The sequence below is a fragment of the uncultured Marivita sp. genome (genome assembly GCF_947488135.1).
Taxonomy (GTDB): domain Bacteria; phylum Pseudomonadota; class Alphaproteobacteria; order Rhodobacterales; family Rhodobacteraceae; genus Marivita.
In genome coordinates this window covers 31,445-58,053 of record NZ_CANKYW010000003.1, presented here as the reverse complement: position 1 = coordinate 58,053, position 26,609 = coordinate 31,445, and the positions used below count along the sequence as shown (strand labels likewise).

Sequence of the window (26,609 nt, the reverse complement as noted above, 5' to 3'; positions counted from 1 at the left end):
GGGATCGACGTCTTACCGTCGCCAATCGGAAACCTCCGCACGTTTTGTCAGGCGCGCGCCGCCCCCAGATGCGACCAAACCGGCTGATCCGGAACATGCAGCCGTAGGCTGTCGCCAAGTGTCAGCCGCCCGGGACGCTCCACCCAGGCGGTCACACCGCGCATGTTCTTCGCGGCGGTCTTGAATGCCTTGCCCTTGCCCGGATGCAGCGCTTCGATCTCCCGCGCGGGCAAATGGCATGGGCGGTTTTCCATATCCACGATCAGCGTCACCCCGTCCGGACCCTGCAAACGGGACGACGGCGGCACAAGGGTGAATTCCGGGATCCCTTCGATGACCAAAGTTGCTCCCAACCAAGTGGGGTCGATCCGGTCGAGGTCCATCTCCGACGCGATCTCGGCCAGTTCCTCGGCAGAGACGATGGAAAGCTGCCGCACATTGGCAATCTCGATACCGCGCGCGTGTTGCGAGGTCACGCGGCTGCATGAAGGCCGTGTCCGGCCGGAATGGCGTTCCCCGACCGGACCGTCAAATCCCAGGTCGAGCGTATCGATTGCGGCGGACAAGATGGCCTCACCCTCGACCGGCACCCGACCGATCCACCTGACGGTCGCGGAAAACTCCGTGGGTTTCAAAGCAGGCATACCGATCCCTCCGATCATGATTGGTGGGAAAGAACCCCGGAGCGTCCCTGAGGACAAGCCAAAACGAGTGGTACCGCAACGAAAAAGCCCCGACGTTCGCATGAACATCGGGGCTTTTGATCTTGGTTTTGCCGATCGTCAGGCCGTCGGTTCCGGCTCCATCCCGCCTTCGTCCGTGGGCTTTTTCGACTTCGGCTTTGTCTTGGGAATGGCTGTCAGGCTCGGCTTCTTGTCCGCCACATCACCGGACGCGTCGTCGTCGCCGGAATGCGGAGGTTCGCCCCGGATGACGCGCTTGATCTCGTCGCCGGTCAGCGTTTCGTACTCGAGCAGACCTTGTGCCAGCCGTTCCCATTCATCCTTCTTCTCGGTCAGGATCTCGTAGGCGCGGTCATAAGCCTCCTGAATGAAGCGCTTGACCTCCTGTTCGATCATTTCCTTGGTGTTGGCCGAGACCGAGAAACCGGCAGTGTTGCCGCTATAACCTTCGGCTGCTTCACGGTAGTCGATATTGCCGACCTTGTCGGACATCCCCCATTGAAGCACCATCGCCCGCGCCAGCGCGCTGGCCTGCTGAATGTCACCGGCAGGTCCGTTCGAGACGTTCTCCGGGCCATACTTGATGATCTCGGCCGCCTTGCCCGCCATGGTCATGGCCAGCTTTTCCTCGCATTCGGATTTGTGCCAGTTTAGGCGGTCGATCTCGGGCAGCGATACCACCATGCCCAAAGCACCACCGCGCGGAATGATCGTCGCCTTGTAGACCGGATCGCATTGCGGCAGCGTCAGCCCGACGATGGCGTGTCCAGCCTCGTGATACGCGGTCTTTTCCTTCTGTTCGGGCGTCAGCACCATCGAGCGCCGTTCGGCCCCCATCATGACCTTATCCTTGGCGTTCTCGAAATCCTCCATCGTGACGAAGCGTCGCCCGACCCGGGCCGCCATCAAGGCAGCCTCGTTCACGAGGTTTGCCAGATCGGCACCCGAAAACCCGGGCGTCCCGCGCGCGATGATGCGCAGGTCCACATCGGGGCCAAGCGGCGTCTTGCGGGCGTGCACGCCGAGGATTTTCTCACGTCCCTTGATGTCGGGATTGGGAACCGTGACCTGACGGTCGAAACGACCGGGACGCAGCAGCGCCGGGTCAAGAACGTCACGCCGGTTGGTTGCCGCCACGATGATCACGCCTTCGTTTGCCTCGAACCCGTCCATCTCGACAAGCAACTGGTTGAGCGTCTGTTCGCGCTCGTCATTGCCGCCACCGTAACCCGCGCCACGGGCACGACCCACGGCATCGATCTCGTCGATGAAGACGATACAGGGCGCATTCTTCTTGGCCTGTTCGAACATATCGCGCACACGGGATGCGCCGACACCGACAAACATTTCAACGAAGTCGGACCCGGAAATGGTGAAGAAGGGCACACCCGCCTCGCCCGCGATGGCGCGCGCCAGAAGCGTTTTACCCGTCCCCGGAGGACCTACAAGCAGAGCGCCCTTGGGGATCTTGCCGCCGAGACGCGAGAACCGCTGCGGGTTGCGCAGGAATTCCACGATCTCTTCCAGCTCTTCCTTGGCTTCGTCGATGCCAGCCACGTCGTCAAACGTCACACGGCCATGCTTTTCCGTCAGCAGCTTGGCCTTGGATTTGCCGAAACCCATCGCACCGCCTTTGCCACCGCCCTGCATCCGGTTCATGAAATAGATCCAGACACCGATCAGCAGAAGGAACGGAAGCAGGCTGAGCAGGAAGGACTGGAAGCCCGATTGCTGCTGCTGCTCGGCGCGGATCGGAACATTGTTCTCGATCAGCAAATCCGTGACGGTCGCGTCTTCCGGTTTGATCGCCACGTAGTCCTGACCGTCCGTGCTGCGGAACCGTAGCTGTTCACCGTCCAACGTGACCGAGCTGACCGTGTTGTCTTCAACCGCAGCCACGAAATCGGAATAGCTGATTTCACGGCTCTGAAGGGTGCTGCCACCGCCAGAAAAGATGTTGAAAAGCGCCAGGATCAGCAGGAACAGAACGACCCAAAAGGCGATATTTCGTGCGTTGCCCAAGGAAATTTCTCCTGATTGTGACAGGGGCGAATGGGCCCGTGTCTCTTGGCCTTTAACATAGACATGCGCAGCGCGTGTTCAATGCGAAAGACAAAATGCCTCAAAACCGGTGTCGGGCCGCCCAAGGACAAAGCGCCGCACCGTAATCCCGGGCCCCACGCCAAGAGCCGGACACGCGATCAAAGCGTCACCTGACCAGACCGCGGGCAGACCAAGCGCCGCCCGGTGCGGCACGCCCAGATCCGAGCGATCCGCGATCTGGGCCCAACCCGCCTCGGTCAATGCGCCGACCACCGCATCCTGAGGCAAGGCGCGGTCATCGTCGCAAAGCAGCCATTGGCCATCCCAAAGATGCTCAAGACTGCACCGGCCCTTCTCTACAGCCGCGGCTTCGCGCACGATGCGAATATGGTCCCGCTCCACAATCACGTCTGCGCCGTGCAGGGTGCCGCCTTTTCCCGACAGCACCTGCGTCAGCAGCCCCTCGCTCGACACTGCGCGCGGCCTGTATTCGGACGACGCCACGTAACACAGCGCCGATGTCAGCAGCCGAAGCTGCGTTTCGCTGTCCAAACGCGCGAACCCGTCCCGTTCGACGCGCACCTGCCCCAGTGGCGCCGGAACGGAAATCTGCCGAAAGGCATCGACCAGACGCGCCTGCAACCCGTCCCGCGCCCGCGCCATGCGATGGGACGTTTCGACCAGCACCTCTGCGGTAAGCCCTTCTTGCCGCAAATGTCCTAACAAATGCCGAACGCGTACCCGATCGTAGGTTCGATCGTCGTTTGTCGGGTCTTCGACCCAGCGGCCCTTGAGCACGCCTGCAAAGTGCCGCAACTCCTCGCGCTGGAACTCCAGGCAAGGACGCACCAACGAAAACCCGGGCGAGACCTGGCCCCGATCCGGCAGATCACCGGAGACGGTCTCAGGGTCCAATGCCGGTATCGACACCGGATGCGGCGTCACCTCGCGGACCGCACGCATCCCGGCCAGACCGTCCACGCCCGACCCGCGCATCAACCGCATCAACACCGTTTCCGCCTGATCGTCCTGTGTATGCGCGAACAGAACGTGGCGCAGATTGCCGCGCCACCTATCAATCAAGGAGAGCCTGGCCCGCCGGGCGGCATTCTGCACGTTGCCGCGACCATCCCACTGCCAGCGGACCGTGGTATGGGGCCAGCCAAGTGCAGCGCATTCCTCCGCCACCATCGCGGCCTCGGACGCGCTTTCGGGTCGCAACCGATGATCGACAGTCACCACCCAAAGCCGCACACCATATTGGCGTGTCCAGTTATGGGCGAGATAAAGCATGGCCATGCTGTCCCCACCACCGGAGACCGCAAGCCCAAGATCGGATGGAAAATCGGGACCAAGAAGCTGGCCCATCGTGTCGGCAAACCGCTGCGCTAGCGGCGTGTCCTTCACTGGCAGTTGAACCGGGCCTTGGCGGCGTTGGCCTCGGCGATGGCATCACTGCTGCCGGGATACCGGCCAGCGACCTCGGACAGGGTCACACAGGCTTCGGAGACATTGCCGAGCGTTCCAAGAGCGACGCCCAACCGCCACAGCGCCTCTGGCCCGGCGGCATCGTCAGGGTAGCCGGCATAGGCATCCAGATACCGCCGCGCGGCATCGCGCGTATTGCCCAATCCTTCGAGCGCACGACCCTCGGCGACAAGCGCCTGGGCCTCTAGCGGTCCACCCGGATAGGTCTGGCGAAAGGTCGCAAACTGCTCTGCGGCGGATTGAAAGTCACCTTGGGCGAGCGCCTCCCCAGCTCGCCGAAAGTCGGTTTCTTCGCCGACAGCCAATTCCGTGTTGCCCGTTTGCGATGCCGGAGACACCACCGGCGGAGCGACCGCTGCGGTCTCCCCACCCAAAGTCGGTGTCTTGCCCAAAGCGCCGATGTCGCAGCCTTGTTCCAATTCACAGAGCCGGAATTCAAGATCGCCCACGCGCTGTGCGCCGTCTTCGGCGACGCTGCTGACGCGGAACTCCAGCTCTTCAGTCTTGGCGGTCAGACGCTGCAATTCCGCTTCGATCGCATTGATCCGGTCAAGCGCACCGCTGGGCAGCACGATGGATGTGCCGCCGGTTGTGCTCAACTCGCGTTTGAGTTTCTGGACCTCGACGGACAATACCGACAGATCCTGACGGATGTCCGCCAGGGTTTCCTGCGCCCGCACCCCAAGGGGCGCGACCGCGATGGCACAACTCAGTAAGATTGCCGCAAGGCGCATTCAGGACTCCGTCAGCTCGTCAAACCTGCGGAGATGATGGTCACCGCCCGCCGGTTCTTGGCATAACACGCCTCTTCCGAGCAAATTTCAATGGGGCGTTCCTTGCCGTAGCTGACAAAACGCAGACGGTTGGACGGAATGCCCTGCGCGATCAGGTACTCCATCACCGCGTTGGCCCGGCGCGCGCCGAGCGCGAGGTTGTACGCGCGCGTCCCCTGTTCGTCGGCATGGCCTTCGATCACCGCGTTGTAATCGGCATTGGTGCGCAGCCATTGGACCTGACCGTCCAGCGTCGCACGCGCCTCGGGGCTGAGCGTGGATTGATCCACCGCGAAAAGCACCCGGTCCCCGACGGTCTGCTGGAAATAGGCGGGGGAGCTGGGGTCGCTCGCGCTGCCGGGAACGATGCCCCCGGCCTGACCAGTGGCTGCGTTGAGATCCACGGCGTCGTTGTCGAAGCGATTGGCGTTGGTACAGGCTGACACGGCCAATACGGCCATCAGCATCGTGATTTTTGCGGAAAGTCGCATGAGATGTCCTGCTCTCTTTTATCTTTGAACGGAATTTATCACAGCATCGCTGCCGCGCCTAGTCATCTGCGGTGTTTCAGAATTTTCGTACGAAAATTCTGGGCGCTCCACATTAATTTCTGGTGAAGTCGCACGCGTCACTGCAAGGGTCCCCAGCTCGGGTCCGACGCCCCTTCCGGTGTGCGCACGCGCTTGAGGTTCCGGCCCGAAATGTCGACGGTATAAAGCGATGACGCCCCCTGCGCGCCCTGCGTTTCCCGCGCGAACATGATGACCCGCCCATTCGGAGCCCAGGTCGGACCCTCATCGAGGAACGACGCGGTGAGCAGACGCTCTTCGGAGCCATCCGTCCGCATCACACCGATATGGAACCGACCCGCGTTCTGCTTGGTGAACGCGATCATGTCACCGCGCGGGGACCAGACCGGCGTGGAATAGCGTCCCTGACCAAAGCTGATCCGCCGCGCCTCACCGCCGCCTGCGGGCATGACGTAAAGCTGCTGCGTGCCAGAGCGGTCGCTTTCGAAAACGATCTGACTGCCATCCGGAGAATAGCTGGGCGCGGTTTCGATCGACGGCGCGTTCGTCAGCTGCCGGGTCCCGCCGCTGCCGATATCCATTGCCCAGATATCTGTGTTTGATCCCCGCGTCAGGGAATAAACCACCGTCTGCCCATTCGGCGCGAACCGGGGGGCAAAGCTCATAACGCCATCCTGGCCTTGCAGGATCCGGCTTTGCACCGTTCCCACCTCGAGCACATGCACGCGCGGCATTCCGGTTTCATAGCTGGTGTAAAGCACGCGCTGCCCATCTTCCGAAAAGCGCGGCGCCAGAACAAGCGCGTTGCTGCCCGTCAGGTACTGCACATTCGCCCCGTCGTAATCCATGACCGCAAGGCGTTTCGCGCGCTGGTCCTTGGGGCCGCTTTCGGACACGAACACGACACGGCTGTCGAAATATCCGCTTTCGCCGGTGATCCGGCTGTAGACCTGATCGGCCACCTTGTGCGCCATGCGACGCCAGCCGTCAGGCGTGCCCGCAAATTGCATTCCCTGACCCAGTTCGGTCCCGGCGAACACGTCCCAGACGCGGAACTTGACCACGACGCGCCCGCCCTCTTCGCTGACGGCACCGGTGATGAGCGCCTGCGCGTTGATGGCTTTCCAGTCGGCGAACTGGACCGGGCTGCCGAAGCTCGTCACCTGGCTGATATGCGCCTCGCGCGGCACTTCGCGGAAGAGGCCCGTTCCTGTCAGGTCCTCGGCCACGACGCGCGCGATCTGTTGCGCCAATTGTTGCGCCCCGGCGCTTTCGGCGACGAAATCCGGCACCGCGTAGGGCAACGGTTCGACAACCCCTTCGGTGATTTCGATCCGCAACGGCCCGCTCTGCGCCAGCGCCGCGAGCGGCGCGCAGATGGCCAACATCAAAACAGTCAAAAACGACGCAACGATCTGTTTCATCGGATCCTCATACTCTCTGGGTTGAACGTCATCTCGACGGTCTTCCACTGATCAAATTTCTCGGCGGGCAAGGCATAACCATCCCCTTGGCACCGCAGAATAGCCCGGCGCGCGGCCTGGAACGCGGTTTCCGCAGCCGATCCATCTCCGCCGCTGGCCGCCAGCATCCGCAGGCTCGACGTGACGACCCGACCCGAGCGGTCCATCTCGAAGCCCACAGTAACAGTCACATTCGCCGCTTGCGACCCGACATCGACGACCCAGCACTCCTGAACCGCGATCCGGAAGCCGTCGCGTTCGCCCGTCGTCAGGGGCGGGCCGTCCGGCGTGCCCGAAGCAGCACCCGATAGCGCTTCTTCAAGCGCCCCGGCAATCGCTGACGCGGTCGCATCCGCCGCTGTGTCCGGCTCGGCCGGTGTCGGCGCGGGCGCAGGGTCCGGCTCGGCGGTGGCGGGCGGTGCCGCCACCGTCTGCGTGGGCGCAGTCGGACGGTTCGGGCGTGTCTGCGGACGAATCGAGGCCGTCGGCGCCCGGGCCGGTTCTTCGGCTTCGGTCACGATCTCGGTGGCGGCCGCTTCGGGTGCCGTCGCCTGCTGTTCCTCGGCGTCGGTCACATCCGGTGTCTCCGACTGCTCCACGGTTTCCTGCACCTCCGGCGCGATCTCTGCCTCGGGCGCGGGTTCCGGTACGGCCTCGGGGGCCACGCGCGGCGCGGGGCGCGGGATGGGGCGCAACGCCACGTCCGGCGCCTCCACCTCGGGCACCGGTTCCGGTGCGGGCGGCTGCGGCAAGTCCTCGGCCGCAGGTGGTTCCGGCAAAGGTGCGACGGGTTCGGGAACGGGATCCGGCGCGACGGCTTCCGGTTCGACCGGATCGGGCGTCGGCGCGGGCGGTGTCTCTTCGACCGGCGGTTCGGGTACGGGTTCCGTTACATCCGGCTCAGGCAAGGCGGCCGGTTCGGCGCCCAAAACCGGCGCAGGCTGCGGCTGCATCATCGCGGCGAATTGCGCCTCCGAGATGACCGAGACCTCAGACACCTGAACCTCTGGGGGGTCGCTTCGAAAAACACCCCCGAACAAAGCCCAAAGGATCAACACTCCATGAGCGGTGCCGGATATATAATGGCCCGTATGCACTGCGCGCCTCAGCCATCCGACCCGTCAAGAGCCGGCCCCCCGATATCGGTCACAAGCCCGATGGAGCTGAATCCACCGGCATTCAGCGCGCCCATGACCTGTGCCACGACCTCGTAGGTCACGGCCCCGTCGGCACGCATGAACACGCGGTCATCCGAGCGTTCCGCCGCAATCGCCTGAAGGCGCGGCACAAGCTCCTCACGGGCGACTTCGGTATTCTGGATCGACACGATCCCGTCGGCCCCGATGGTCACGGTGAGCGGCTCTTCGGTTTCCGACGGCAGGGCCGACGCGGCTGTCTTCGGCAATTCCACGGGCACACCAACCGTCAACAAGGGCGCCGCCACCATGAAGATGATGAGCAACACCATCATCACGTCGACGAAGGGCGTGACGTTGATTTCGGACATCGGCATCGCGCGGCCTTTTCTCCGCCTGCGCCCGCCGCCTCCTCCTTGTCTGACAACGCCTCCTCCCATGGCTCAGCTGTCCAACTGGCGGCTGAGGATGGTCGAGAATTCGTCGGCAAAGGATTCGTACCCGGCCAGGATACGGTCGCTGTCCGCCGACAGCTTGTTATAGAACACGACCGCCGGGATCGCGGCGAGCAGGCCAAGACCTGTCGCCAGCAACGCCTCGGCAATACCGGGCGCCACGACAACAAGCGACGTATTCTGCTGCTGTGCAATCTCGACGAAGGCGTGCATGATGCCCCAGACCGTCCCGAACAGCCCGACAAACGGCGCGACCGAGCCGACCGTTGCCAGAACGGCAAGGTTTTTCTGCAAATCCTCGGCTTCCTTCTGGATCGCCACATCCATCGACCGATCGATCCGCGCATGCGCCCCGGCGATCAACCCGCCATCGTCGCGATGCGAGCGGCGCCATTCGGTCATCCCGGCGGCAAAGACCTTCTTGGCACGCCCGTCCGGGTCCGGGCCGACCTGATCGAACAATTCGTCCAGCGGCTCGCCCGACCAGAACGCCCGGTCGAATTCGGCCGCTTCGGCGCGCGCCTTGCGATAGGAGATCAGCTTTTCGAAAATGATCGCCCACGCCCAGAAGGACGCGATGATCAACATGACCATCACGAGTTTGACTGTCAGCGTCGCGCGCGCGAAAAGTCCCCACATGGAGAAATCAATCTCCTGCGCCAACGCAAGTGTTTCTGCTTCCATCTGCCTGCTCTTTAGCCGGTTGGCCCCAATTGATCGGGCTCTGATTAGCAGCCTCAATACCGCAATTGCAGGGGAAACGCCAACACAATGGCGTCACTTCATGCGCAATTCGGCCGGCTAGTGAATCTGACGGCGGATATTTGCCGGAAGCCGGGCGGGCGCTCCGAGCTGGTTCACGCAGACCACCGTCACCTCGGCCTGGAACAGCAGATCTTCGCCACGAAGCACCTCTTGCGACATGATCAGGCGCACCCCGGTGACCGCTTTCACCACCGTGCGCACCACCAGGTCGTCGTCGAATTTCGCGGGCATCAAGTAATCGGCCTCGACCCGGCGCACGACAAAGACCACACCGTCGTCCTCGCGCATGGCGTTTTGATCGACTCCAAGCGACCGCACCCAATCAGACCGCGCGCGTTCGATATAGCGCAGATAGTTGGCGTAATAGACGATTCCGCCCATGTCGGTGTCCTCGTAATACACCCGCACGGCAAGTTCATGCACCATCAGCTCACACTCCCCTGTGCCACCTGCATCCGTGCAGCCAGCCGCAAGGCGTGGCTCGGATCGTCTGCCATGGCCGGCATCACCGGATCATATGCCGCCCGGATCAGCGCCCCGATCTCGGGCCTGAGCACGACACGCCCATCGTCCAATTGTCCCAGCGGAGACCGATCTGTGAAGGCCAGATCGGACCAGAGCAGCATGGATTGCACCACCTGCGCCAAGGCCAGCGTTTCGGCAGGCTGCGCCGACATGACCGCGTCCATCCGCAGGAAAATGAAACAGGCCTTGATCGCGCCCGACTCGTCGAAGCGAAACACCCGGTACTGATTGGCCTCCGCCTCCGACAGCCGCGCCACCAGCGGGGCAAGGCCGTCAATCAGCCGATCCAGATCGCGCACCTCGAGCAATTCGGCCCACTCGCGAAAGAAAAACACCATGACATTGGTGCCCAGTTCGGGATCGGTTTCCGCCATCTGGTGCCCCGCCATGGCGCACACCGCCTCGAACGCGCCTTTGACCACGGACAGCGTTGCGTCCTCGACACCGAACACGATTGGCGCGATTGGCCGCCCCCAGCGCGCAAAGAGGTAGGATCCATCCGATCGCGTAAAGAACCGTTCAACCTCGGCTGCGTCCATCATGAGGCACCGACCCCCTGCTTCTTCTCTTTCCAAATACGTAAATCCGACCTCTGGCACAGGGTGCCGCGCGCGGCAAGTCAGGCGCGACCGAAGAGGTCCGACTGCCCGGGAGAGGGCGGCACGGCCAGCCCCAGATGGCTCCAACCCTTCTGGGCCAGCATCCGCCCGCGCGGCGTGCGCTGGATAAGGCCCTGTTGCAACAGGTATGGCTCGATCACCTCTTCCAGCGCATCCCGGCTTTCCGACAGCGCCGCCGACAGCGTCTCGATCCCCACGGGCCCACCCTGGTAATTCTCGGCGATCAGCCGCAGATATCGCCGGTCCGCCGCATCAAGGCCAAGCCCGTCCACCCCCAGCCGGGTCAAGGCACTGTCGGCCAGGTCCTTGGTGACAACGCCATCACCATCCACCACCGCGAAATCCACCACGCGGCGCAACAGGCGACCCGCGATCCGGGGCGTGCCGCGCGACCGCCGTGCAATCTCGCGCGTGCCTTCCGGGGCCGCTTCGACCCCCAGCTTCACGGCATTGCGCGCAACGATCAGGTCAAGCTCGTCCTCGGTGTAGAAATTCAACCGCGTCGGAATGCCGAACCGATCCCGCAAGGGCGTCGTCAAAAGACCCAGCCGCGTCGTCGCGCCGACAAGCGTAAAGGGCTGCAATTCGATCCGAACCGTCCGCGCCGCCGGGCCTTCGCCGATCACGAGATCAAGCTCGTAATCCTCCATCGCCGGGTAAAGCACCTCTTCCACCGCCGGATTCAGGCGGTGGATCTCGTCGATGAACAGCACGTCGCGCGCTTCGAGATTGGTCAGGATCGCCGCAAGATCACCCGCCTTGGCCAGCACCGGTCCCGAGGTCATGCGAAACCCGACCCCAAGCTCGCGCGACATGATCTGCGCCAGAGTCGTTTTCCCCAGCCCCGGCGGCCCGTGAAACAGGGTGTGGTCCATCGACTCGCCCCGTTGACGTGCCGACTGGATGAACACGCGCAGATTGGCCCGCGCTTCGGCTTGTCCGACGAAATCCTCAAGCATCTGGGGCCGTAAGGCGCGGTCCCGGTCCTCGGGCAGCGGGTCGGGGCGCATGATCGGGTCAGACGACATGGCCGCTCCTCAAGCACTTACGACCTGTTCTCGTGGTGCCATCGAAGCATAGAGGCCGAAAATGGAAGATGAGCATTCGCATCCCCTACCCCTTCGGCGCCAAAAGCTTGAGCGCCGCGCGGATCAACTCGGGCGTCTCGGCACCCGGCGCATCGCCTGCCGCCTGCGCGACCGCTCCTGCCGCCTCACCCGGTGCATAGCCCAGATTGCCCAGCGCCGACAGCGCCTCGGCCTGGGCTGAGGCCGACACCTTTGGGGCGGGCTGCACGGGTGCCGCAGTCGCGGGTTCGATCACCGCGTCGTCATCCGACGCCACCGCCGCAACCGACGCGGCGCCACCCATCGCCATCACCGTCGGTGCCTTGTCCTTGAGTTCGTTGACGACCCGTTGCGCCGTCTTGGGGCCTATCCCCTTGGCCGCCTTGACCGAATTCCAGTCGCCCAGCGCAATCGCGCGGCTCACCCCGTCAGGCCCCAGCGCGCCCAAGATCGCCAATGATGCCTTGGCCCCGACCCCCTGAACCGACATCAGCAGCCGGTGCCATTCCTTTTCGACACGCGTGGGAAAGCCGAACAACTGAAGGATATCCTCGCGCACCAGAAGGTCGGTATAAAGCGCCGTCGCCTCACCGGCGCCGGGTAGTCCGGCCAGCACCCGGTCCGAGCAATAGACCACGTAGCCGACGCCCCGCACGTCGATCAGCACGTGATCGTCGCCCTTGTATTCGACCCGTCCCGCGATCCGCCCGATCATGCGCGCATCCTCATGCCCGGCCCCGTCATGTGATGGGCATGGCAAATCGCGATCGCCAGCGCATCGGCGGCGTCAGAGCCGTTGATCTGCGCCCCGGGCAGTTGCATCTTGACCATGTGTTCCACCTGCCGCTTGTCGGCATGGCCCACGCCCACGACGGTTTTCTTGACCGAATTGGGCGAATACTCCCCCACCTCAAGCCCGAATTGCGCGGGCACCAAAAGCGCGACTCCGCGCGCCTGGCCAAGCTTCAACGTGCCCACGGCATCCTTGTTCACAAAGGTCTTTTCGATGGCAACAGTTACCGGCTGGAACCGCTCGAAGATCTCGGTCAGGCCGACATGCAGCGCCAACAAACGCTGCGCCAGCTCTCCGGTTCCAGACAGACACACCCCGTTCGCGATGTGACGCAAACGGCTTCCTTCGACCTCGATCACGCCCCAGCCAAGGAAACGCAGGCCCGGATCGATCCCCAAAACACGCATGCTGCTCGCGCCCTTGTTGCTTTTGCATCACGGCTAGCACGAAACGCGAACAAACGCCAAGCATTCAAAACAAATTGCCGGTGTGTAGGGCTCATGTCGGGAACGGGCTTGGCCCTGTCGCAATCGCGCCAAATGGCCTGAAAACGACACCTGAAGTGACGGGTTTGCGCCATGAAATAAGGCGCTTTCGCCACATTTTTGAGCCATGCACAAACCGCATAAAAACTATGCGAAAAGGGCAATTGCAGACCGGGAATTCGGCAACTAAGTGCGCCTCAGACAAACACACCCCGATCTTTTTTCCAAGGAACATGGCCATGGCCGCTTTCGACACATCCCGCCCCACCTACGCCGCTGGCCGCAAAGGCTTCGGTGCATTCATCTCCTCCCTGATTGCCGCTTTCACCGCATGGAACGACAGCCGTCAGACCCGCATCGCGCTGAGCCAGCTCAGCGATCATGAACTCGATGACATCGGCCTGACCCGCGGCGACATCAATTCGCTCTGATCCATACATCAGCGCAACGAAAAAAAGCCGTGTCAGGAGAACTGACACGGCTTTTTTCGTGCGAGCAAGCAAGAGAATGGTCGATCAGTTGATCACGTAGGCCAGAAGCCGCGAAAGCGGTGCGGTGATCGGATCGATCTGCATGAACACAGCGCCCATCTGTTCGACGAAACCGCCTTCGCGCAAAAAATCGACCTGCTGGCGGTAGGCTTCCTCGCCCAGCACCGTCACGACGCTGGCCTTGAGGAAAAACAGAATGCCGAACGGCAAAAGCAGCGCCGAAAACGAGACCGCCTCGCGAATATGGCGGATCGGGCGATGGGTGATGACACCGGTCTTTTCGAGTTTGGTGACATAGCCACGCGACAACTGGCGGTGGCGCTTGAGGACCTTGCGGTACCTCTGGTCAAACATGTCCTGCTGATTGGTCATGTGAAGCAGCCTTTGTTCCGGCCCCCACCGGATGTGACCGGGATAGGGGCAGAATGTGGCAAGAATGGGGCAATCGTGGCAAATTCGATGAAATTGCGGCGAAAATCCGCGCGAACCGGGAAATGCGGCAGGTTTATGAAGCGGCTTTCCGGAGCGTCAGTGTCGTCCAGTCACCAATCTCTTCGCGATGCCAGGTATTGATGCCGTTTCGTGCATAAACCTCTGCCACCTCATCGCCTTGATCGTTGAGAATGCCCGAGAGGATGGCGAATCCCTGCGGCGCGAGGTGACGCGCCATATCCGGCGCAAGGTCGATCAACGGCTGTTTGAGGATATTCGCGAACACCAGATCGAACGGCGCGGCGTCGTGAATCTGCGGATGCTCGAATCCCATCGCCTCGAGACAGACGACCCGACCGGAGAGATCATTGGCCGCGACATTCGCCTCGGCCACGTCGACGGCCACCTGATCCATGTCGCTGGCCAGCACCGTCTCGGGCCAAACTCGCGCCGCCGCCATCGCCAACACGGCGGTCCCGCACCCGATATCGGCCACGTTGTGACACGTCACCCCCGCCTCGATCAGCCGGTCAAGCGCGCGCAGACAGCCCTGTGTCGTGCCGTGATGTCCGGTGCCAAAAGCCATCGCCGCTTCGATCAAAAGCGGCTCAACCCCCTCGGGCACAGTGTCGGCATCGTGGCTTCCGTAGACGTAGAACCGCCCGGCATGCACCGGCACCAGTTCGCGCCGGACCTTCGCAACCCAATCGGTCTCGGGCAATTCGGATATGACAAAGGGCTTCGCCCCATGCGCCGCCGCCAGCAGGGCAAGGGCAATGTCGTCCGGCGCGTCCATGAAATAGCCGCCGACTTCCCACATCCCGCTGCCGTCCTCGATCTCGAAGACACCGACGCCGTAGGGTTCGGGCTCCAGCCCCTCAAGCGCTTCGCCCAGCGCCTCGGCTGACGTCTTTTCCGACAGGGTGGTGAAGGCGGTGAAGGTTGTCATGGCAAACATCCGGACAGCAACGAGGGAACCGTTCAGCATCAATTCTCATTGAGTACCTGCAAGCAATTTCGGGGATTTCGCATGGAAAGCGGCAACTCGCAAGGCGTGGCAGGCGCGATCACGTCACTCGATCTTTGGGTTCTCGCCGCATACTTCGCAATTGTGATCATTATTGGCGTCTGGGTCAGCCGACGCACCGAAAGCGGAGACGACCTATTCCTTGCCGGGCGCGCCCTGACATGGGGTGTCGTCGGGTTTTCGCTCTTCGCCTCAAATATCTCGTCCACCACGCTCATCGGGCTAACCGGCGCGGCCTACACGACCGGTATTGCGACATCGGCCTATGAATGGATGGCGGGGATCCCGCTGATCCTTCTGGCCTTCATTTTTGCACCGCTGTTTTTCAAATCCCGCGTGACCACGATCCCCGAATGGCTGGAACGCCGGTTCGATCGCCGCGCGCGGCTCTATTTCATCGCGGTCACGATCATCCTGACAGTGATCGTGGACACCGGGGGTGGGCTTTATGCCGGCGGCGTCGTCGTTCAGACCTTTTTCCCCGACATCCCGATCTGACAAACTTGCATCGCCATAGGCATCTTCGCTGGGCTCTACACCGCATCCGGTGGCCTGCGCGCCGTAGTCTACACGGATGTCTTGCAGGCTGTCGTCCTGATTTTCGGCAGCGCCGCGATAACTTACATCCTGTTCAGTCAGATGGACTTCTCGTGGCAAGCGGTCAAGGACAGCATTCCCGACCCGAACCACCTGTCCCTGATCCAGCCGCTCGACGACCCGATCCTGCCGTGGCCGGGACTGTTTCTGGGCGTGCCCCTGCTTGGCTTCTGGTACTGGGTCACGAACCAGTACATCGTACAACGGGTGTTGGGCGCACGATCCCTGCGCGATGCCCAGCGCGGCGCTCTTCTTGGTGGTTTTCTCAAGATCATCCCCATGTTCATCATGGTGCTACCCGGTGTCATGGCCATCAGCATCGTCCCCGACCTTGAGAATGCGGACATGGTGTTCCCGACGATCACAACGACCGTGCTGCCCGCAGGGCTGACCGGACTGGTGCTGGCGGGCTTGGTTGCCGCGATCATGTCCAGCGTAGATTCGACGCTCAATTCCTCGTCGACGCTGATCAGCCACGATTTTCTCGATGTGGGCGACCGCGACCCGAAGGAACAGCGCAATATCGGGCGTGTCACGACGCTGATCCTGATGGTCATCGCCGTTCTCTGGGCGCCCTTCATCGACGACATGGGCGGTCTGTGGGATTACCTGCAACAGGCCTTTTCCATCCTGGTTCCGCCGGTGGTGACAATCTTTCTGCTTGGGGCGCTGTGGAAGCGCGGCACCGGCAACGCCGCCATCATCACCTTGGGGGCCGGACACGCGATCGCCATTGGCGTCTTCATCGCGACGCAACTGGGCTACTGGCCGCTGCATTTCACCACGAATGTCGGTGTCATGACGGCCGTCAGCACGGTGATCTTCGTCGCGGTCAGCCTTGCCGGTGATCACGGTCCGGATGAAGATATCGACAGCGTGACCTGGTCTCCCGAAATGGCGACAGAGGCGATGGCCGATGACGCGCCGTTCTATGCCAATATCAAACTCTGGGCAGGACTTCTCGTCGCGGCCATGCTTGGAATTCTGATCGGCTTTTGGTGATCATTCCGCCGGGGCCGGGGCGAAGACCGAAAAGACGGTTTCGTTGCCCGGCTCCGGGTGGCGTGGGATCATCAGGGCGAGCATCAGCGATACGAGCGCCATTCCAGCCGCCAGCGCGAAAACCGCCCCCGGCGAAATCAGCCACAGGTATCCCAGCACCGCAGGCAGAAACACCGCCGCGATGTGGTTGATGGTAAAGGCCACGGCGGCCGTCGGGGCGATGTCGCCCGGATCGGCGATCTTCTGGAAATAGGTTTTCAACGCCAAAGCGAGCGCGAAAAAGATGTTGTTCGCGATATAAAGAACGGTCGCCAGGAACACACCCCAGCCGAACCAGTAGATGCCGCCGTAGAGCACGAAGACGACGACCAGCCCGACATATTCAAAGACCATCGCATTGCGCTCTCCGAACCGGTGCACCACCTGCCCGAGTATCGGCGCCAGCACCATATTCGCGACGAGAGTCACCAGCATCAGCTTGGTGATCTGGTCGACCCCCAGACCAAAGCGCTCGACCATCATGAAAGCGGCGAATACCACGAAGATCTGTCGCCGTGCGCCCGACATGAATTGCAGCGCGTAGTAAAGCCAGTATCGCTTGCGCAGGACGAATTTCTTGATCTGCGGATTGGGCGCTTCGAAATGCGGCATCATGACAACGCAATAGGCCACGATGATCAGCGTCAGCGCGCCGGACACCATGTAGACGAAGTTGTAGCTCAGGTCGTAGGCGCGCCACGTCACGACGATCACGCCATAAGCGACCAACGTCGCGGCCGACGCGGCCGACACCAGCAGACCCAGCATCTGCGGCGCGCGATCCTTCGGCAACCATTGCAGTTGCAGCGACTGGTTTACCGTTTCGTAGTAGTGAAAGCCGATCGAACTGATCAGCGTGATGAACAACAGCCCGCCCATCGACGGGAAATAGGCGGTCAGCGCCGTCGCGACACCCAGCATGGCGAGCGAGATCATCGCCAGCGTCTGTTCCCGAACAAACAGGATCACCGCGATGACCCCGACGGCCAGAAAGCCGGGGATTTCCCGCACCGTATGCAGCCAGCCGATATCGGCCCCATCGAACTGCGCCACTTCGATGACGAAGTTGTTGAGCAGCGCCGACCATGTCGCGAAGGACAAGGGCATGGCAATCGCCATCAGGAACAGCAGCGTGATGGGTCGCCGATACATCGGCAGGTCACGCGCCTCGGCAAGGGGAACGATCCGCTTCATTCCTTTCCCTTACGCCTGCTTTTTCCCTTTGGCGAGTGTCAAGCAGCCGCCAAATGCGCTTTCTGCCAAGATCACGTCATGCGCCGCACCTCCTGAAAACACCGCACTTCCCTGCGTTCTGCTGCGAAAACCCTGCGATTTTGTAAATTCCGGCGCGGCGATCTGATCCAAATCAAGGCAATTACATTCAGACACGCGCATGCATGGCCAAATCGAATTGGAGACCGGCATGGACCTCATCACCCTTGTGGATCGGATCGGCGAAGCTCCCACCGCGGCGCTGTTCGGCCTTGTCACCGGCATCACCTTCGGCGTCGCGGCGCAGCGATCGCGATTCTGCCTGCGCGCGGCCACGGTCGAATTCGCCCGCGGCATGATGCAGGACAAGGTGGCGGTCTGGCTTCTGACCTTCTCCACCGCTGTGGTCTGGGTGCAGGCGGCACAGATGTTCGGCCTGATCGACACGACCGAGGCGCGCATGATGGCCGTGCCCGGAAGCTGGTCCGGCGCAATCATCGGCGGGTTGATGTTTGGCGCGGGTATGGTTCTGGCGCGCGGCTGTTCGGGCCGCTTGCTGGTGCTCGCAGCAACCGGCAACCTGCGCTCCGTGGTCTCGGGCCTGATCTTCGCCGTGGTCGCACAAATGAGCATCACCGGCTGGCTGGCCCCGATCCGCGATCAACTGGCAGCGATGTGGATCACCAAGGGCGGGCGCAACATGGACCTGCTGACCACGCTTCACCTGCCCGAAGGTTCAGGCCTGGTGTTCGGTCTTGCCACGGCGCTCTTGGCGCTCGAGCTGTCGCGCCGCAACCAGATCGGCTGGCAGCGGCTTGTCTTTGCGTCGGGCGTCGGGTTCGCCGTCGCAATGGGCTGGGCCTTCACCTACGCGCTCAGCCTCGTGGCCTTCGATCCTGTGCAGATCGAAAGCGCCACCTTCACAGGCCCCTCGGCCAACACCTTGATGTTCTTCCTCGACCGTTCGTCGATCCTGGAATTCGACGTCGGCTTGGTGCCGGGCGTGGTGATCGGATCGTTCCTCGCCGCGTTCTTCACCGGAGAGCTCAAGTTCCAGGGCTTCGAAGGCCCAACGCCCATGCGCAACGCGATGATCGGTGCGGCCCTGATGGGGTTCGGCGGCATGCTCGCAGGCGGCTGCGCGATTGGTGCAGGCGTCACCGGAGGGTCGATCTTTGCCGGCACCGCGTGGCTCGCGCTCTTCTGCATGTGGATCGGCGGGATGAGCATGGACCTTGTCATGGGCGGTCGCGGCCAACCTGCCGCGGTCTGACCACGCCGTTCAAAAGTGCGAATTCAGTGTGAGTTGAGGATTCCTCTCTCCGCATGACCCGAAATCATGCTATCCTCAAGGATATTGATTTCTGATTTCGCACATTTTCGAACGGTGACATTATGCTTGTTGTCGATCTCTTTTCGAACAAAACCCTTTTGGCGATCACGGCCGGTGTTGGGTACGCGGTCGCCACGCTCTTGATGAAAATCGCGTCAGAAAGCACGACCCTTTTCGTGCTCAGCGCGATTGCCCTTCTGCTGACGGCTGTGGTCACGGCCGAGATCCTGCTCCTGCGACAGGTGGATCTGGGCATCGCCTATATCGCGATCATCGCGACCGAGACGCTCCTCGTGCTCGCTGCGACCTACTTTGTCGGGCAGCCCCTCTCCACCCGCGAACTCGCCGGAGGGGCCTTGGTCGTGACAGGGGTGGTCATCGTCAGCTTTTGAAGCGGCCTTATATCCGCGAATAGATCAGAGCGCGGAACCACAGCGCTTACTGCCGGATGCGCCAGCCCGTCTTGAAGATCAGCCAGATGATCACGAGGCACAGAACGGTGAAGCCCGAAATCGCCAAGAGCGACAATCCGATGGGCACATCCGCCAGACCGAAGAACGACCAGCGGAAGCCGGACACGAGGTACACCACCGGATTGAAGAACGAGATCGTCTGCCAGACCGGCGGCAGCATCGAAATCGAATAGAACGACCCGCCAAGAAACACGAGCGGAGTCACCACAAGAAGCGGGATCAACTGCAACTGTTCGAAATTGCCCGCCCAGATCCCGATGATGAAGCCGAACAGCGCGAAGCTCAGGCAGGTCAGCACCATAAAGGCCAGCATCGCGAGCGGGTGCTGGATCGTCAGGTCCACGAACAGCGCCGAGGTCCCAAGGATCACGACCCCGATGAACAACGCCTTGGTCGCCGCGGCCCCCACATAGCCCATAACGATTTCCAGAAAGTTGATGGGCGCCGACAATAACTCATAGATCGTGCCGATGAATTTCGGGAAATAGATGCCGAAAGACGCGTTCGAGATCGCCTGCGTCATCACCGACAGCATGATCAACCCCGGCACGATGAAGGCGCCATAGGATACGCCGTCAACCTCGTCGATACGGCTGCCGATGGCGGCCCCGAAGACCACGAAATACAGCGACGTCGAGATCACCGGCGACACGAAGCTTTGCATCAATGTCCGAAAGAAGCGCGACATCTCGAACACGTAGATCGCGCGGATCGCCTGCCAGTTCATGCCGCGTCCTCCTGTTCGGTGACCAGCCCGACAAAGATATCCTCGAGCGAGTTCTGCCGCGTCTGCAAGTCGCGCAGCACAAGCCCCGCCTCGCTGATCTCTCGGATCAGCGTGGCGATACCGGTGCGGTCCTGCGTGGTATCGTAGGTATAGACAAGCACCTGCCCGCCCTCCTCGATCCGCAACCCGCGATCCGCAAGTGCGGCGGGCATCTCGGCCACGGGGTCGTGCAATTCGATGCGCAGCTCTTTCTGGCCCAGCCGCGTCATCAGCGCGGTCTTTTCCTCGACCAGCAGGATCTGCCCCTTGTTAATCACCCCGACCCGGTCGGCAATCGCCTCGGCTTCCTCGATGTAATGGGTGGTCAGGATGATGGTCACGCCCGCCTCTTTCAGCCCCGCCACGATGTCCCACATATCGCGCCGCAACTCGACATCGACCCCGGCGGTCGGCTCATCGAGGAACAGGACGCGCGGCTCATGCGACAGCGCCTTGGCGATCAGCACCCGGCGCTTCATCCCGCCCGAGAGCTCCATGATGCGGTTGTTCCGTTTGTCCCACAGCGACAACTGCCGCAGGATCCGTTCCAGCAACGCATCATCTTTGGGTTTGCCGAACAACCCGCGCGAAAACCTTACCGTGTTCATCACCCGCTCGAATGGCTCGAGATTGATCTCCTGTGGCACCAGACCCACCAACGACCGTGCGCCGCGATAGTCGGCCACAACATCATGCCCGCCCACGGTGATCGAGCCGGAGGTGGGCTGCGTGATCCCGCAGATCGTGGAGATCAGCGTCGTCTTGCCCGCACCATTGGGGCCAAGAAGCGCGAGGATCTCGCCCTCGTGAATGTCGAGGGACACACCCTTGAGCGCCTCGAACCCGTCGGCATAGGCCTTGCGCACATCTGAAATTCGGACCATCGGCATGGCTCGGTCCTCCCCTGTCGTCGAACAAGGGCGCAACCTAGTCCCGCACGCCAAAGACGCAATCCCGAAAGACGTGCATCAGCACGCATGCGCTGTGCAGGTCGTTTTTGAGGCTGACCTCGGTCGCCGTCCGCACTAGTCAGGACCCATGACCACCCAGACCGACTCCAGCGTTGCGCGCGGCATCACCCTGATTTGCGTAGGCGTCTTTGCCATTTCGGTAAACGACCTGTTGATCAAGGCGCTGTCGGGGGGCTACCCGCTGCACCAGATCGTGTTCACGCGCACGGCTATCGGGATCTGGCTGTCCTTCCTGATGCTGCATCTCGAAGGTGGTCTGACGCTGTTGCGCACCTCGCGCCCCGGTCTGCATATCCTGCGTGGCCTCACGCTGGTGGCGGCCAACATGACCTTCTTCGCCTCGCTTGCCGCGCTGCCGCTCGGGCTGACCACGGCGCTGTTTTACGTTGGGCCGCTCTTCATCACGCTATTTTCCTTCCTCTTCCTGCGCGAAAAGGTCGGGCCCTTGCGACTGAGCGCCATCGTTGTGGGATTCATGGGTGTCATCGTCATGCAGGAGCCGTGGAGCAGCGGATCGGATTACGGCCCGCCCTGGCTCTTCGCGCTACCGGTGATCGCGGCGGCGCTTTATGCGTCAATGGCGGTCATGACCCGTGCGCTGGGGGTGCAAAGCACCGCGGCGGCGCTGACCATCTACAACCAACTGATGTTTCTGCTGGTTTCTGGCCTCTTCTACCTGATCGTCGGTCAGGGTCAGGCCGATCCCGGACCGGACGCGCCCAGCCTGCACTTCCTGCTGCGCGCCTGGGTCTGGCCCACGGCGCAGGATTGGCCGCTGTTCATTTTGACGGGCATCTGCAACGGCATCGTCGCCTATTGCATCACCTCGGCCTATCGCATGGCCCCATCGGCCAGCATCGCGCCCTTCGAATATATCGGGCTGCCGCTGGCGATCTTCTGGGGGTGGTTGTTCTTTGCCGAATGGCCGACACCGGCGATCTGGGCGGGGTGCGCCATGATCCTTGGCGCGGGGCTTTTTGTCTTTCTGCGCGAACGCCAGAAAGGCAAACGCACCCCGGCGAGCAAACACGTGGCCGCGCGACGTTAGCCGCCGCGCACCGTGTCGATCATCAACTGCACGTTTTCCGGGTCCGCATCCGGCGTGATCCCGTGTCCAAGGTTGAAGATATGCGGCCCGTTCTTGAGCGCGTCCACCACCTTGCGGGTCTCATCCACCAGTGCCTGCCCACCCGTCACCATGTGACGCGAGGCAAGATTGCCTTGCACACAGCCGCCCGGCTGCACGTGTTCGGCCACCCATTCCGGGCTGACGCTGTCATCGACCGCAACACAATCCGCGCCCGTGGCGGCATGGAAACCGATGTAATTGTCACCGGCCTGACGTGGAAAGGCGATGACCGGAATGCCCGGATGGCGGCGCTTGATCTCTTGGGTGATGGTCTTGGCGGGTTCGAGCGCGTAGCGCTGAAAGTCCTCGCCCTTGAGCGACCCGGCCCAGCTGTCGAAGATCTTGACCACTTCGGCACCGGCGTCGATCTGCGCTGAAAGGTAGTCGATCGTGCTTTCGGTCAGCCGGTCGATGATCGCCTCGAACACCGCGCGGTTTTCGTCCTTCAGCGCATGTGCAGGCCCCTGATCAGGCGTGCCTTTGCCCGCGATCATGTAAGTGGCCACCGTCCAGGGCGCACCTGCGAAACCGATCAAAGTTGTTTCTTCCGGCAATTCGCGCCGCAAAATCCGCACGGTTTCGTAAATCGGGTTCAGCGTGTCATGGATCATCTCACCACGGCCCAGCTTGTCGAACTCGGCCTGCGTGGTGATCGTCGACAAACGCGGCCCCTCGCCGGTGACGAACCACAGGTCCGCGCCCAGCGCCTGCGGCAACAGGAGGATGTCGGCAAAAAGGATCGCCGCATCAAACCCGTAGCGGCGAATGGGCTGCAAGGTGACTTCGGCGGCCAGTTCGGAATTGTAGCACAAGGACAGGAAATCCCCGGCCTGCGCGCGGGTCGCGCGGTACTCGGGCAGATAGCGCCCGGCCTGACGCATCATCCAGATCGGCGGGGTCGGAAGGGTCTCGCCCGCAAGGGCACGCAGGATGGTTTTTGTCTGGCTCATCAGGTCTTTCCTTGTCTCATGCCTTCGGATCAACCGTCGAAAGGCATATGTCAAGACAAGCATGGTTGTCAGGACAGGTTTACACGCATAAAGATCGATTCATGACGATTGATCTGCCTACACCCGACCAACCCCTGAAGATCGGCACACGCGGTTCCCCGCTTGCGCTGGCCCAGGCAAACGAAACCCGCGAACGGCTTGCCAAGGCTTTTGATCTGCCTTTCGAGGCGTTTACCATCGTTGTCATCAAGACGACCGGGGACAAGATCATCGACCGCCCCTTGAAGGAAATCGGCGGTAAGGGGCTTTTCACGCGCGAGATCGAAGACGACATGCTGTCGGGCAAGATCGACATCGCGGTCCATTCGATGAAGGACATGCCGGTGCTGCAACCCGAGGGTCTGCTGCTTGACACCTACCTGCCGCGCGAAGACGTGCGCGACGCGTTCATCTCGCCCGAATTTTCCGGGATCGCCCAATTGCCGGAGGCCGCGATTGTCGGCACATCCTCGCTGCGCCGTCGTGCGCAGTTGCTCAACCGGCGGCCCGATCTGAACGTGGTCGAATTCCGCGGCAACCTGCAAACCCGGTTAAAAAAGCTGGATGACGGCGTGGCCTCCTGCACCTTCCTCGCGATGGCCGGGCTGAACCGGCTGCGCATGGACGAGGTGCCGAAAACCGCCATCGACACGACCGACATGCTCCCCGCCGTGGCCCAAGGCGCTATCGGCATCGAACGCCGCGCCAACGACAGCCGCGCCGCCGAAATGCTGGAAGCGATCTATGACACGCAAACCGGACAACGGCTCGCTGCCGAACGCGCGTTTCTCGCCGAACTCGACGGCTCCTGCGAGACCCCGATTGCCGGTCTGGCCGAACTGAACGGCGACAGCCTACATCTGCGGGGCGAGGTGTTGCGCCCGGACGGGTCGGTCTCTCATGCGGATGAAGTCAGCGGTCCGATCGCGGACGGTGCCGAAATGGGCAAATCGCTGGCACTCACATTGCTTGACCGCGCGGGTCCGGGCTTTTTCGACTGGCACGGCACCTGATCGCCGCGCCGATCACTCCGGAACGGCAAAGGTAAGCGACGCCCAAAGGCTTTCCCAGACAGGATCATCGTCCTCTTCGGGGGACAGCGCGCGCAACACGACGGCATCCGCCAGATAGGCATACCCCGCTTGCACCGGAATGGTCACGCGCCCCTCGCCGTCCGTACGGTGCAGCGTCACATCGACCTGTCCGTCCGGAGCCTTGGCAAACAGCTCGACCTGCGCATCCTCCCGCGGCGCGCCATCGAAGAGCACGCGGAGCGGCAAGCCTTCTGACAAGTCGTCGGTATAGGGGTTCGCCTCGGCCACGATCTCGGTCAGCAAACCGACCTCTGTATCGGCCCCAGCCCCATCGCCAACCGCGATCAGGCTTTTGGCGTAGCGGCTATACAGCTCGACAAAATCCGTCTCGGGCAATCCGCGCGCGGCATGGTCTTGGAGGACACCATCAAAATCTTTGTGCTCGACGAAATTGACGAATTTCTGCCAGTCACGGTAGGTCAGCGTGTAATCGCGGGTCTGGTGAATGATCACGCACAGACCTTCTTCGGGCGCTTCAACATTCAGCGCGGGACGGTCGCCCGCCCGGCCGGGGACTTCTGACAAGGTCCCGTCGCACTGCATATCGAACCGCTCGAAATTGCGCGGCAGGTAGGTTTGCTCGGCGCCTGCAAAGGTTTCTCCAACACGCAAACGCGCGGTCATCGCCTCGCCTGGATCGACCTGATAGGCGTCCGGCTCGATCCAGAATTCATGCGCGCCAGCGGCAAAAGGCAGACCCACTGCATAGGTGGCCAGAACCAACGCTCGCAGCATCATGCCGATTTCGCCAATTTGCCTTCGATGTCGCGTGCGTATTGTGCCATGCGTTTCTTGAACCTTGTGTTGATGCTGGACCGGGCCAGCTTGAAAGACTGCACCAGAAGACGTGCGGAGAGGGTTTTCGGCGCCATCTTGAACGTCACGTTCACCCGGGTCCGGTTGGGCGACAACGGCACCAATTCGATCAAAGTCGATGTCTCCAGTCCCCCCGACGCCCCGGAAAAGTGCAAGAGGTTCGGCGCCTCGTACCCGATCAACTCGATGCTCGCCGTGCGCTCTTTACCGCGGAAACGGAACTGGGCTTCCCACCCATCGCCGATGGCCGGCCTGCCCGTGCGAAACTTTCGGCGGACATCGATCCCGCGTCGAAGCGCCTGCCGCTCGATGGCATCGAACGCGGTCAGTTCGGCAAAGACGTGGTCGATTGGTGCCGCTACGTCTTCGGTGGCTGTCACTTGCATCGGGTCGCTCTCATTCGATCTGGTTCCCCAAGACTTGCGTCATTCGAGCGTATCGGCAAGCCAGTTCCGCAATAAAAAATGGGCAATCGCCCCTTTGCGCGCTGGCAAAAGCCCCTCGCGCCGCCCGGCCAGCGCGTCCATCACGTCTTCCCGACTCGCCCAAAGCGCGTCCTCGATCTCCAACGGATCGATCGTGATGTCCTCGGTCAGCGCGACCCCGTGACACCCGAACATGAGGGACGCCGGGAACGGCCAAGGCTGGCTGGACAGGTAACGCACCTCGCCGACGCGCACGCCCGCTTCCTCCCATACTTCGCGACGCACGGCCGCTTCGATGGTTTCACCCGGCTCCACAAATCCGGCAAGGCAGGAATACATGCCCTCCGGCCAGCCCGGCGATCGGCCAAGCAGCACCTTGTTCCCGTGGGTAATGAGCATGATCACCACCGGATCGGTGCGCGGGAAATGACTCGCGCCACAGTCGGGACAGACGCGCTGCCAGCCGCTTTGCGTGACCTCGGACCGTGCCCCGCAGCGCGCACAGAAACCGTGAATGTCGTGCCAGCCGATGATCGCCTTGGCCGTCGCCGCCAGTTCCGCGTCACGCGGGCTCAACGCGGTCATGGCGCTGCGCAATTCGGCAAAACCATGACCGTCAGGCAAGCTTGGATGGCGCTGTTCGCTCCTGTCGATAAACGCACCGACCTCGCTGGTATCATCCTCGGGCACCCAGCCCGAGATATCATGCGCAAACCGCGCCGCACCATCCTCGCGCCCCAAAAGGATCGGCGCATTCCGGGCCTCTTTCAGAATCGGATGCGTGAGGGGCAGCCGGACAAGCGCCCGGGCCCCGCCCTCTCCGGACAGCAGGGGCTTGCCTTTCCAGAGCACGATCGTCCGTGTATCCGGATGCTGCAACGCCGCCGCGCAGGCCGGCACGTTGCCGCGAATCTCCGCCGCCCGGTCCAGCCCGGAACCCCCAAATGTGACCTGCTCTGCATTTCGCATCATGTTCACCGCGTTGAA

The 26,609-nt window shown here is 62.3% G+C and carries 29 protein-coding genes and 1 pseudogene; 6 read left to right on the top strand and 24 right to left on the bottom strand.

Annotated features, from left to right (window positions below):
* Window positions 1-47: 47 nt before the first annotated feature.
* The 14 genes from Q1B16_RS11150 to ruvC all read right to left on the bottom strand — a co-directional run bounded on the left by Q1B16_RS11150 (window position 48) and on the right by ruvC (window position 12,748).
* Window positions 48-644, bottom strand: coding sequence for an MOSC domain-containing protein (locus Q1B16_RS11150; protein ID WP_299788098.1), 597 nt, complete (start codon window positions 642-644; stop codon window positions 48-50).
* A 138-nt stretch (window positions 645-782) separates the two neighbouring features.
* Window positions 783-2,705 (bottom strand): ATP-dependent zinc metalloprotease FtsH, encoded by a 1,923-nt coding sequence (gene ftsH, locus Q1B16_RS11145; RefSeq protein WP_299788095.1) that lies wholly within the window; start codon window positions 2,703-2,705, stop codon window positions 783-785.
* A gap of 78 nt (window positions 2,706-2,783) precedes the next feature.
* A complete protein-coding gene (gene tilS / locus Q1B16_RS11140) occupies window positions 2,784-4,133 on the bottom strand; it encodes a tRNA lysidine(34) synthetase TilS (protein WP_299788092.1) in 1,350 nt (449 codons plus the stop codon).
* Complete coding sequence (locus Q1B16_RS11135; protein ID WP_299788089.1) at window positions 4,130-4,948, bottom strand: tetratricopeptide repeat protein; 819 nt, start codon at window positions 4,946-4,948, stop codon at window positions 4,130-4,132. The genes tilS and Q1B16_RS11135 overlap by 4 nt, the downstream gene beginning before the upstream one ends.
* Window positions 4,949-4,959: 11 nt before the next feature.
* A complete protein-coding gene (pal, locus tag Q1B16_RS11130; RefSeq protein WP_299788086.1) occupies window positions 4,960-5,478 on the bottom strand; it encodes a peptidoglycan-associated lipoprotein Pal in 519 nt (172 codons plus the stop codon).
* A 137-nt stretch (window positions 5,479-5,615) separates the two neighbouring features.
* A complete protein-coding gene (tolB, locus tag Q1B16_RS11125; RefSeq protein WP_299788083.1) occupies window positions 5,616-6,941 on the bottom strand; it encodes a Tol-Pal system beta propeller repeat protein TolB in 1,326 nt (441 codons plus the stop codon).
* Window positions 6,938-7,978, bottom strand: a complete 1,041-nt coding sequence (locus tag Q1B16_RS11120) for a cell envelope biogenesis protein TolA (RefSeq protein WP_299788080.1) — start codon at window positions 7,976-7,978, stop codon at window positions 6,938-6,940. The genes tolB and Q1B16_RS11120 overlap by 4 nt, the downstream gene beginning before the upstream one ends.
* Before the next feature lie 107 nt (window positions 7,979-8,085).
* Window positions 8,086-8,556, bottom strand: coding sequence for a protein TolR (gene tolR, locus Q1B16_RS11115; RefSeq protein WP_299788077.1), 471 nt, complete (start codon window positions 8,554-8,556; stop codon window positions 8,086-8,088).
* A gap of 3 nt (window positions 8,557-8,559) precedes the next feature.
* Window positions 8,560-9,255: a protein TolQ gene (gene tolQ / locus Q1B16_RS11110; protein WP_299788074.1), complete on the bottom strand. Its 696-nt coding sequence runs from the start codon at window positions 9,253-9,255 to the stop codon at window positions 8,560-8,562.
* Between the two features lie 117 nt (window positions 9,256-9,372).
* A complete protein-coding gene (gene ybgC / locus Q1B16_RS11105) occupies window positions 9,373-9,762 on the bottom strand; it encodes a tol-pal system-associated acyl-CoA thioesterase (protein WP_299788071.1) in 390 nt (129 codons plus the stop codon).
* The gene (locus Q1B16_RS11100) at window positions 9,762-10,400 is read right to left on the bottom strand and encodes a hypothetical protein (RefSeq protein WP_299788956.1); all 639 of its coding nucleotides are present in this window, start codon (window positions 10,398-10,400) and stop codon (window positions 9,762-9,764) included. The genes ybgC and Q1B16_RS11100 overlap by 1 nt, the downstream gene beginning before the upstream one ends.
* Window positions 10,401-10,480: 80 nt before the next feature.
* On the bottom strand, window positions 10,481-11,509 hold the full coding sequence (gene ruvB, locus Q1B16_RS11095) for a Holliday junction branch migration DNA helicase RuvB (protein WP_299788068.1): 1,029 nt from the start codon (window positions 11,507-11,509) through the stop codon (window positions 10,481-10,483).
* An 85-nt stretch (window positions 11,510-11,594) separates the two neighbouring features.
* A complete protein-coding gene (ruvA, locus tag Q1B16_RS11090) occupies window positions 11,595-12,263 on the bottom strand; it encodes a Holliday junction branch migration protein RuvA (protein WP_299788066.1) in 669 nt (222 codons plus the stop codon).
* On the bottom strand, window positions 12,260-12,748 hold the full coding sequence (gene ruvC / locus Q1B16_RS11085; protein ID WP_299788064.1) for a crossover junction endodeoxyribonuclease RuvC: 489 nt from the start codon (window positions 12,746-12,748) through the stop codon (window positions 12,260-12,262). The genes ruvA and ruvC overlap by 4 nt, the downstream gene beginning before the upstream one ends.
* Window positions 12,749-13,065: 317 nt before the next feature.
* On the opposite strand from ruvC, the gene Q1B16_RS11080 reads away from it, so the two are divergent.
* Complete coding sequence (locus Q1B16_RS11080) at window positions 13,066-13,257, top strand: DUF1127 domain-containing protein (RefSeq protein ID WP_299788062.1); 192 nt, start codon at window positions 13,066-13,068, stop codon at window positions 13,255-13,257.
* A gap of 84 nt (window positions 13,258-13,341) precedes the next feature.
* Here the strand turns inward: Q1B16_RS11080 and Q1B16_RS11075 are convergent, their stop codons facing one another.
* Complete coding sequence (locus Q1B16_RS11075) at window positions 13,342-13,689, bottom strand: hypothetical protein (protein WP_299788061.1); 348 nt, start codon at window positions 13,687-13,689, stop codon at window positions 13,342-13,344.
* 133 nt (window positions 13,690-13,822) lie between these two features.
* Window positions 13,823-14,698, bottom strand: coding sequence for a 50S ribosomal protein L11 methyltransferase (locus Q1B16_RS11070; protein ID WP_299788058.1), 876 nt, complete (start codon window positions 14,696-14,698; stop codon window positions 13,823-13,825).
* An 81-nt stretch (window positions 14,699-14,779) separates the two neighbouring features.
* Between Q1B16_RS11070 and Q1B16_RS11065 the strand changes: the two are divergent.
* Window positions 14,780-16,375 (top strand): annotated as a pseudogene (locus Q1B16_RS11065) (sodium:solute symporter).
* Here the strand turns inward: Q1B16_RS11065 and Q1B16_RS11060 are convergent.
* Together Q1B16_RS11060 and Q1B16_RS11055 are read right to left on the bottom strand one after the other, a co-directional pair.
* A complete protein-coding gene (locus tag Q1B16_RS11060) occupies window positions 16,376-17,608 on the bottom strand; it encodes an MFS transporter (protein WP_299788055.1) in 1,233 nt (410 codons plus the stop codon).
* A 9-nt stretch (window positions 17,609-17,617) separates the two neighbouring features.
* Window positions 17,618-17,839: a hypothetical protein gene (locus Q1B16_RS11055; RefSeq protein ID WP_299788052.1), complete on the bottom strand. Its 222-nt coding sequence runs from the start codon at window positions 17,837-17,839 to the stop codon at window positions 17,618-17,620.
* Here Q1B16_RS11055 and Q1B16_RS11050 point away from each other — a divergent pair.
* Together Q1B16_RS11050 and Q1B16_RS11045 are read left to right on the top strand one after the other, a co-directional pair.
* The gene (locus Q1B16_RS11050) at window positions 17,838-18,899 is read left to right on the top strand and encodes a YeeE/YedE family protein (RefSeq protein WP_299788049.1); all 1,062 of its coding nucleotides are present in this window, start codon (window positions 17,838-17,840) and stop codon (window positions 18,897-18,899) included. The genes Q1B16_RS11055 and Q1B16_RS11050 overlap by 2 nt on opposite strands.
* A 122-nt stretch (window positions 18,900-19,021) precedes the next feature.
* Entirely contained in the window at window positions 19,022-19,351 is a 330-nt protein-coding gene (locus Q1B16_RS11045; protein WP_299788046.1) for a 5-aminolevulinate synthase, read from the top strand.
* A 46-nt stretch (window positions 19,352-19,397) separates the two neighbouring features.
* Here Q1B16_RS11045 and Q1B16_RS11040 read toward each other — a convergent pair whose 3' ends face one another.
* Both Q1B16_RS11040 and Q1B16_RS11035 read right to left on the bottom strand, forming a co-directional pair.
* Complete coding sequence (locus Q1B16_RS11040; protein ID WP_299788043.1) at window positions 19,398-20,159, bottom strand: ABC transporter permease; 762 nt, start codon at window positions 20,157-20,159, stop codon at window positions 19,398-19,400.
* On the bottom strand, window positions 20,156-21,088 hold the full coding sequence (locus Q1B16_RS11035; RefSeq protein ID WP_299788040.1) for an ABC transporter ATP-binding protein: 933 nt from the start codon (window positions 21,086-21,088) through the stop codon (window positions 20,156-20,158). The genes Q1B16_RS11040 and Q1B16_RS11035 overlap by 4 nt, the downstream gene beginning before the upstream one ends.
* Window positions 21,089-21,236: 148 nt before the next feature.
* Here Q1B16_RS11035 and Q1B16_RS11030 point away from each other — a divergent pair, with 148 nt between their 5' ends.
* Window positions 21,237-22,217, top strand: a complete 981-nt coding sequence (locus Q1B16_RS11030) for a DMT family transporter (protein ID WP_299788037.1) — start codon at window positions 21,237-21,239, stop codon at window positions 22,215-22,217.
* Here Q1B16_RS11030 and hemE read toward each other — a convergent pair.
* Window positions 22,214-23,248 carry a uroporphyrinogen decarboxylase gene (gene hemE, locus Q1B16_RS11025; RefSeq protein ID WP_299788034.1) on the bottom strand — a complete coding sequence of 345 codons (1,035 nt, stop codon included), beginning with the start codon at window positions 23,246-23,248 and terminating at the stop codon, window positions 22,214-22,216. The genes Q1B16_RS11030 and hemE overlap by 4 nt on opposite strands.
* A 101-nt stretch (window positions 23,249-23,349) precedes the next feature.
* On the opposite strand from hemE, the gene hemC reads away from it, so the two are divergent.
* Window positions 23,350-24,300, top strand: coding sequence for a hydroxymethylbilane synthase (hemC, locus tag Q1B16_RS11020; protein WP_299788031.1), 951 nt, complete (start codon window positions 23,350-23,352; stop codon window positions 24,298-24,300).
* A 12-nt stretch (window positions 24,301-24,312) separates the two neighbouring features.
* On the opposite strand, the gene Q1B16_RS11015 is transcribed toward hemC, so the two are convergent.
* From Q1B16_RS11015 to nudC, 3 genes are read right to left on the bottom strand one after another with little or no spacing between them, the layout of a single operon-like run.
* Window positions 24,313-25,119 (bottom strand): DUF4198 domain-containing protein, encoded by an 807-nt coding sequence (locus Q1B16_RS11015; RefSeq protein WP_299788028.1) that lies wholly within the window; start codon window positions 25,117-25,119, stop codon window positions 24,313-24,315.
* Window positions 25,116-25,583 (bottom strand): SRPBCC family protein, encoded by a 468-nt coding sequence (locus tag Q1B16_RS11010; RefSeq protein ID WP_299788025.1) that lies wholly within the window; start codon window positions 25,581-25,583, stop codon window positions 25,116-25,118. The genes Q1B16_RS11015 and Q1B16_RS11010 overlap by 4 nt, the downstream gene beginning before the upstream one ends.
* A gap of 39 nt (window positions 25,584-25,622) precedes the next feature.
* A complete protein-coding gene (gene nudC / locus Q1B16_RS11005) occupies window positions 25,623-26,591 on the bottom strand; it encodes an NAD(+) diphosphatase (protein ID WP_299788953.1) in 969 nt (322 codons plus the stop codon).
* Window positions 26,592-26,609: the final 18 nt, after the last annotated feature.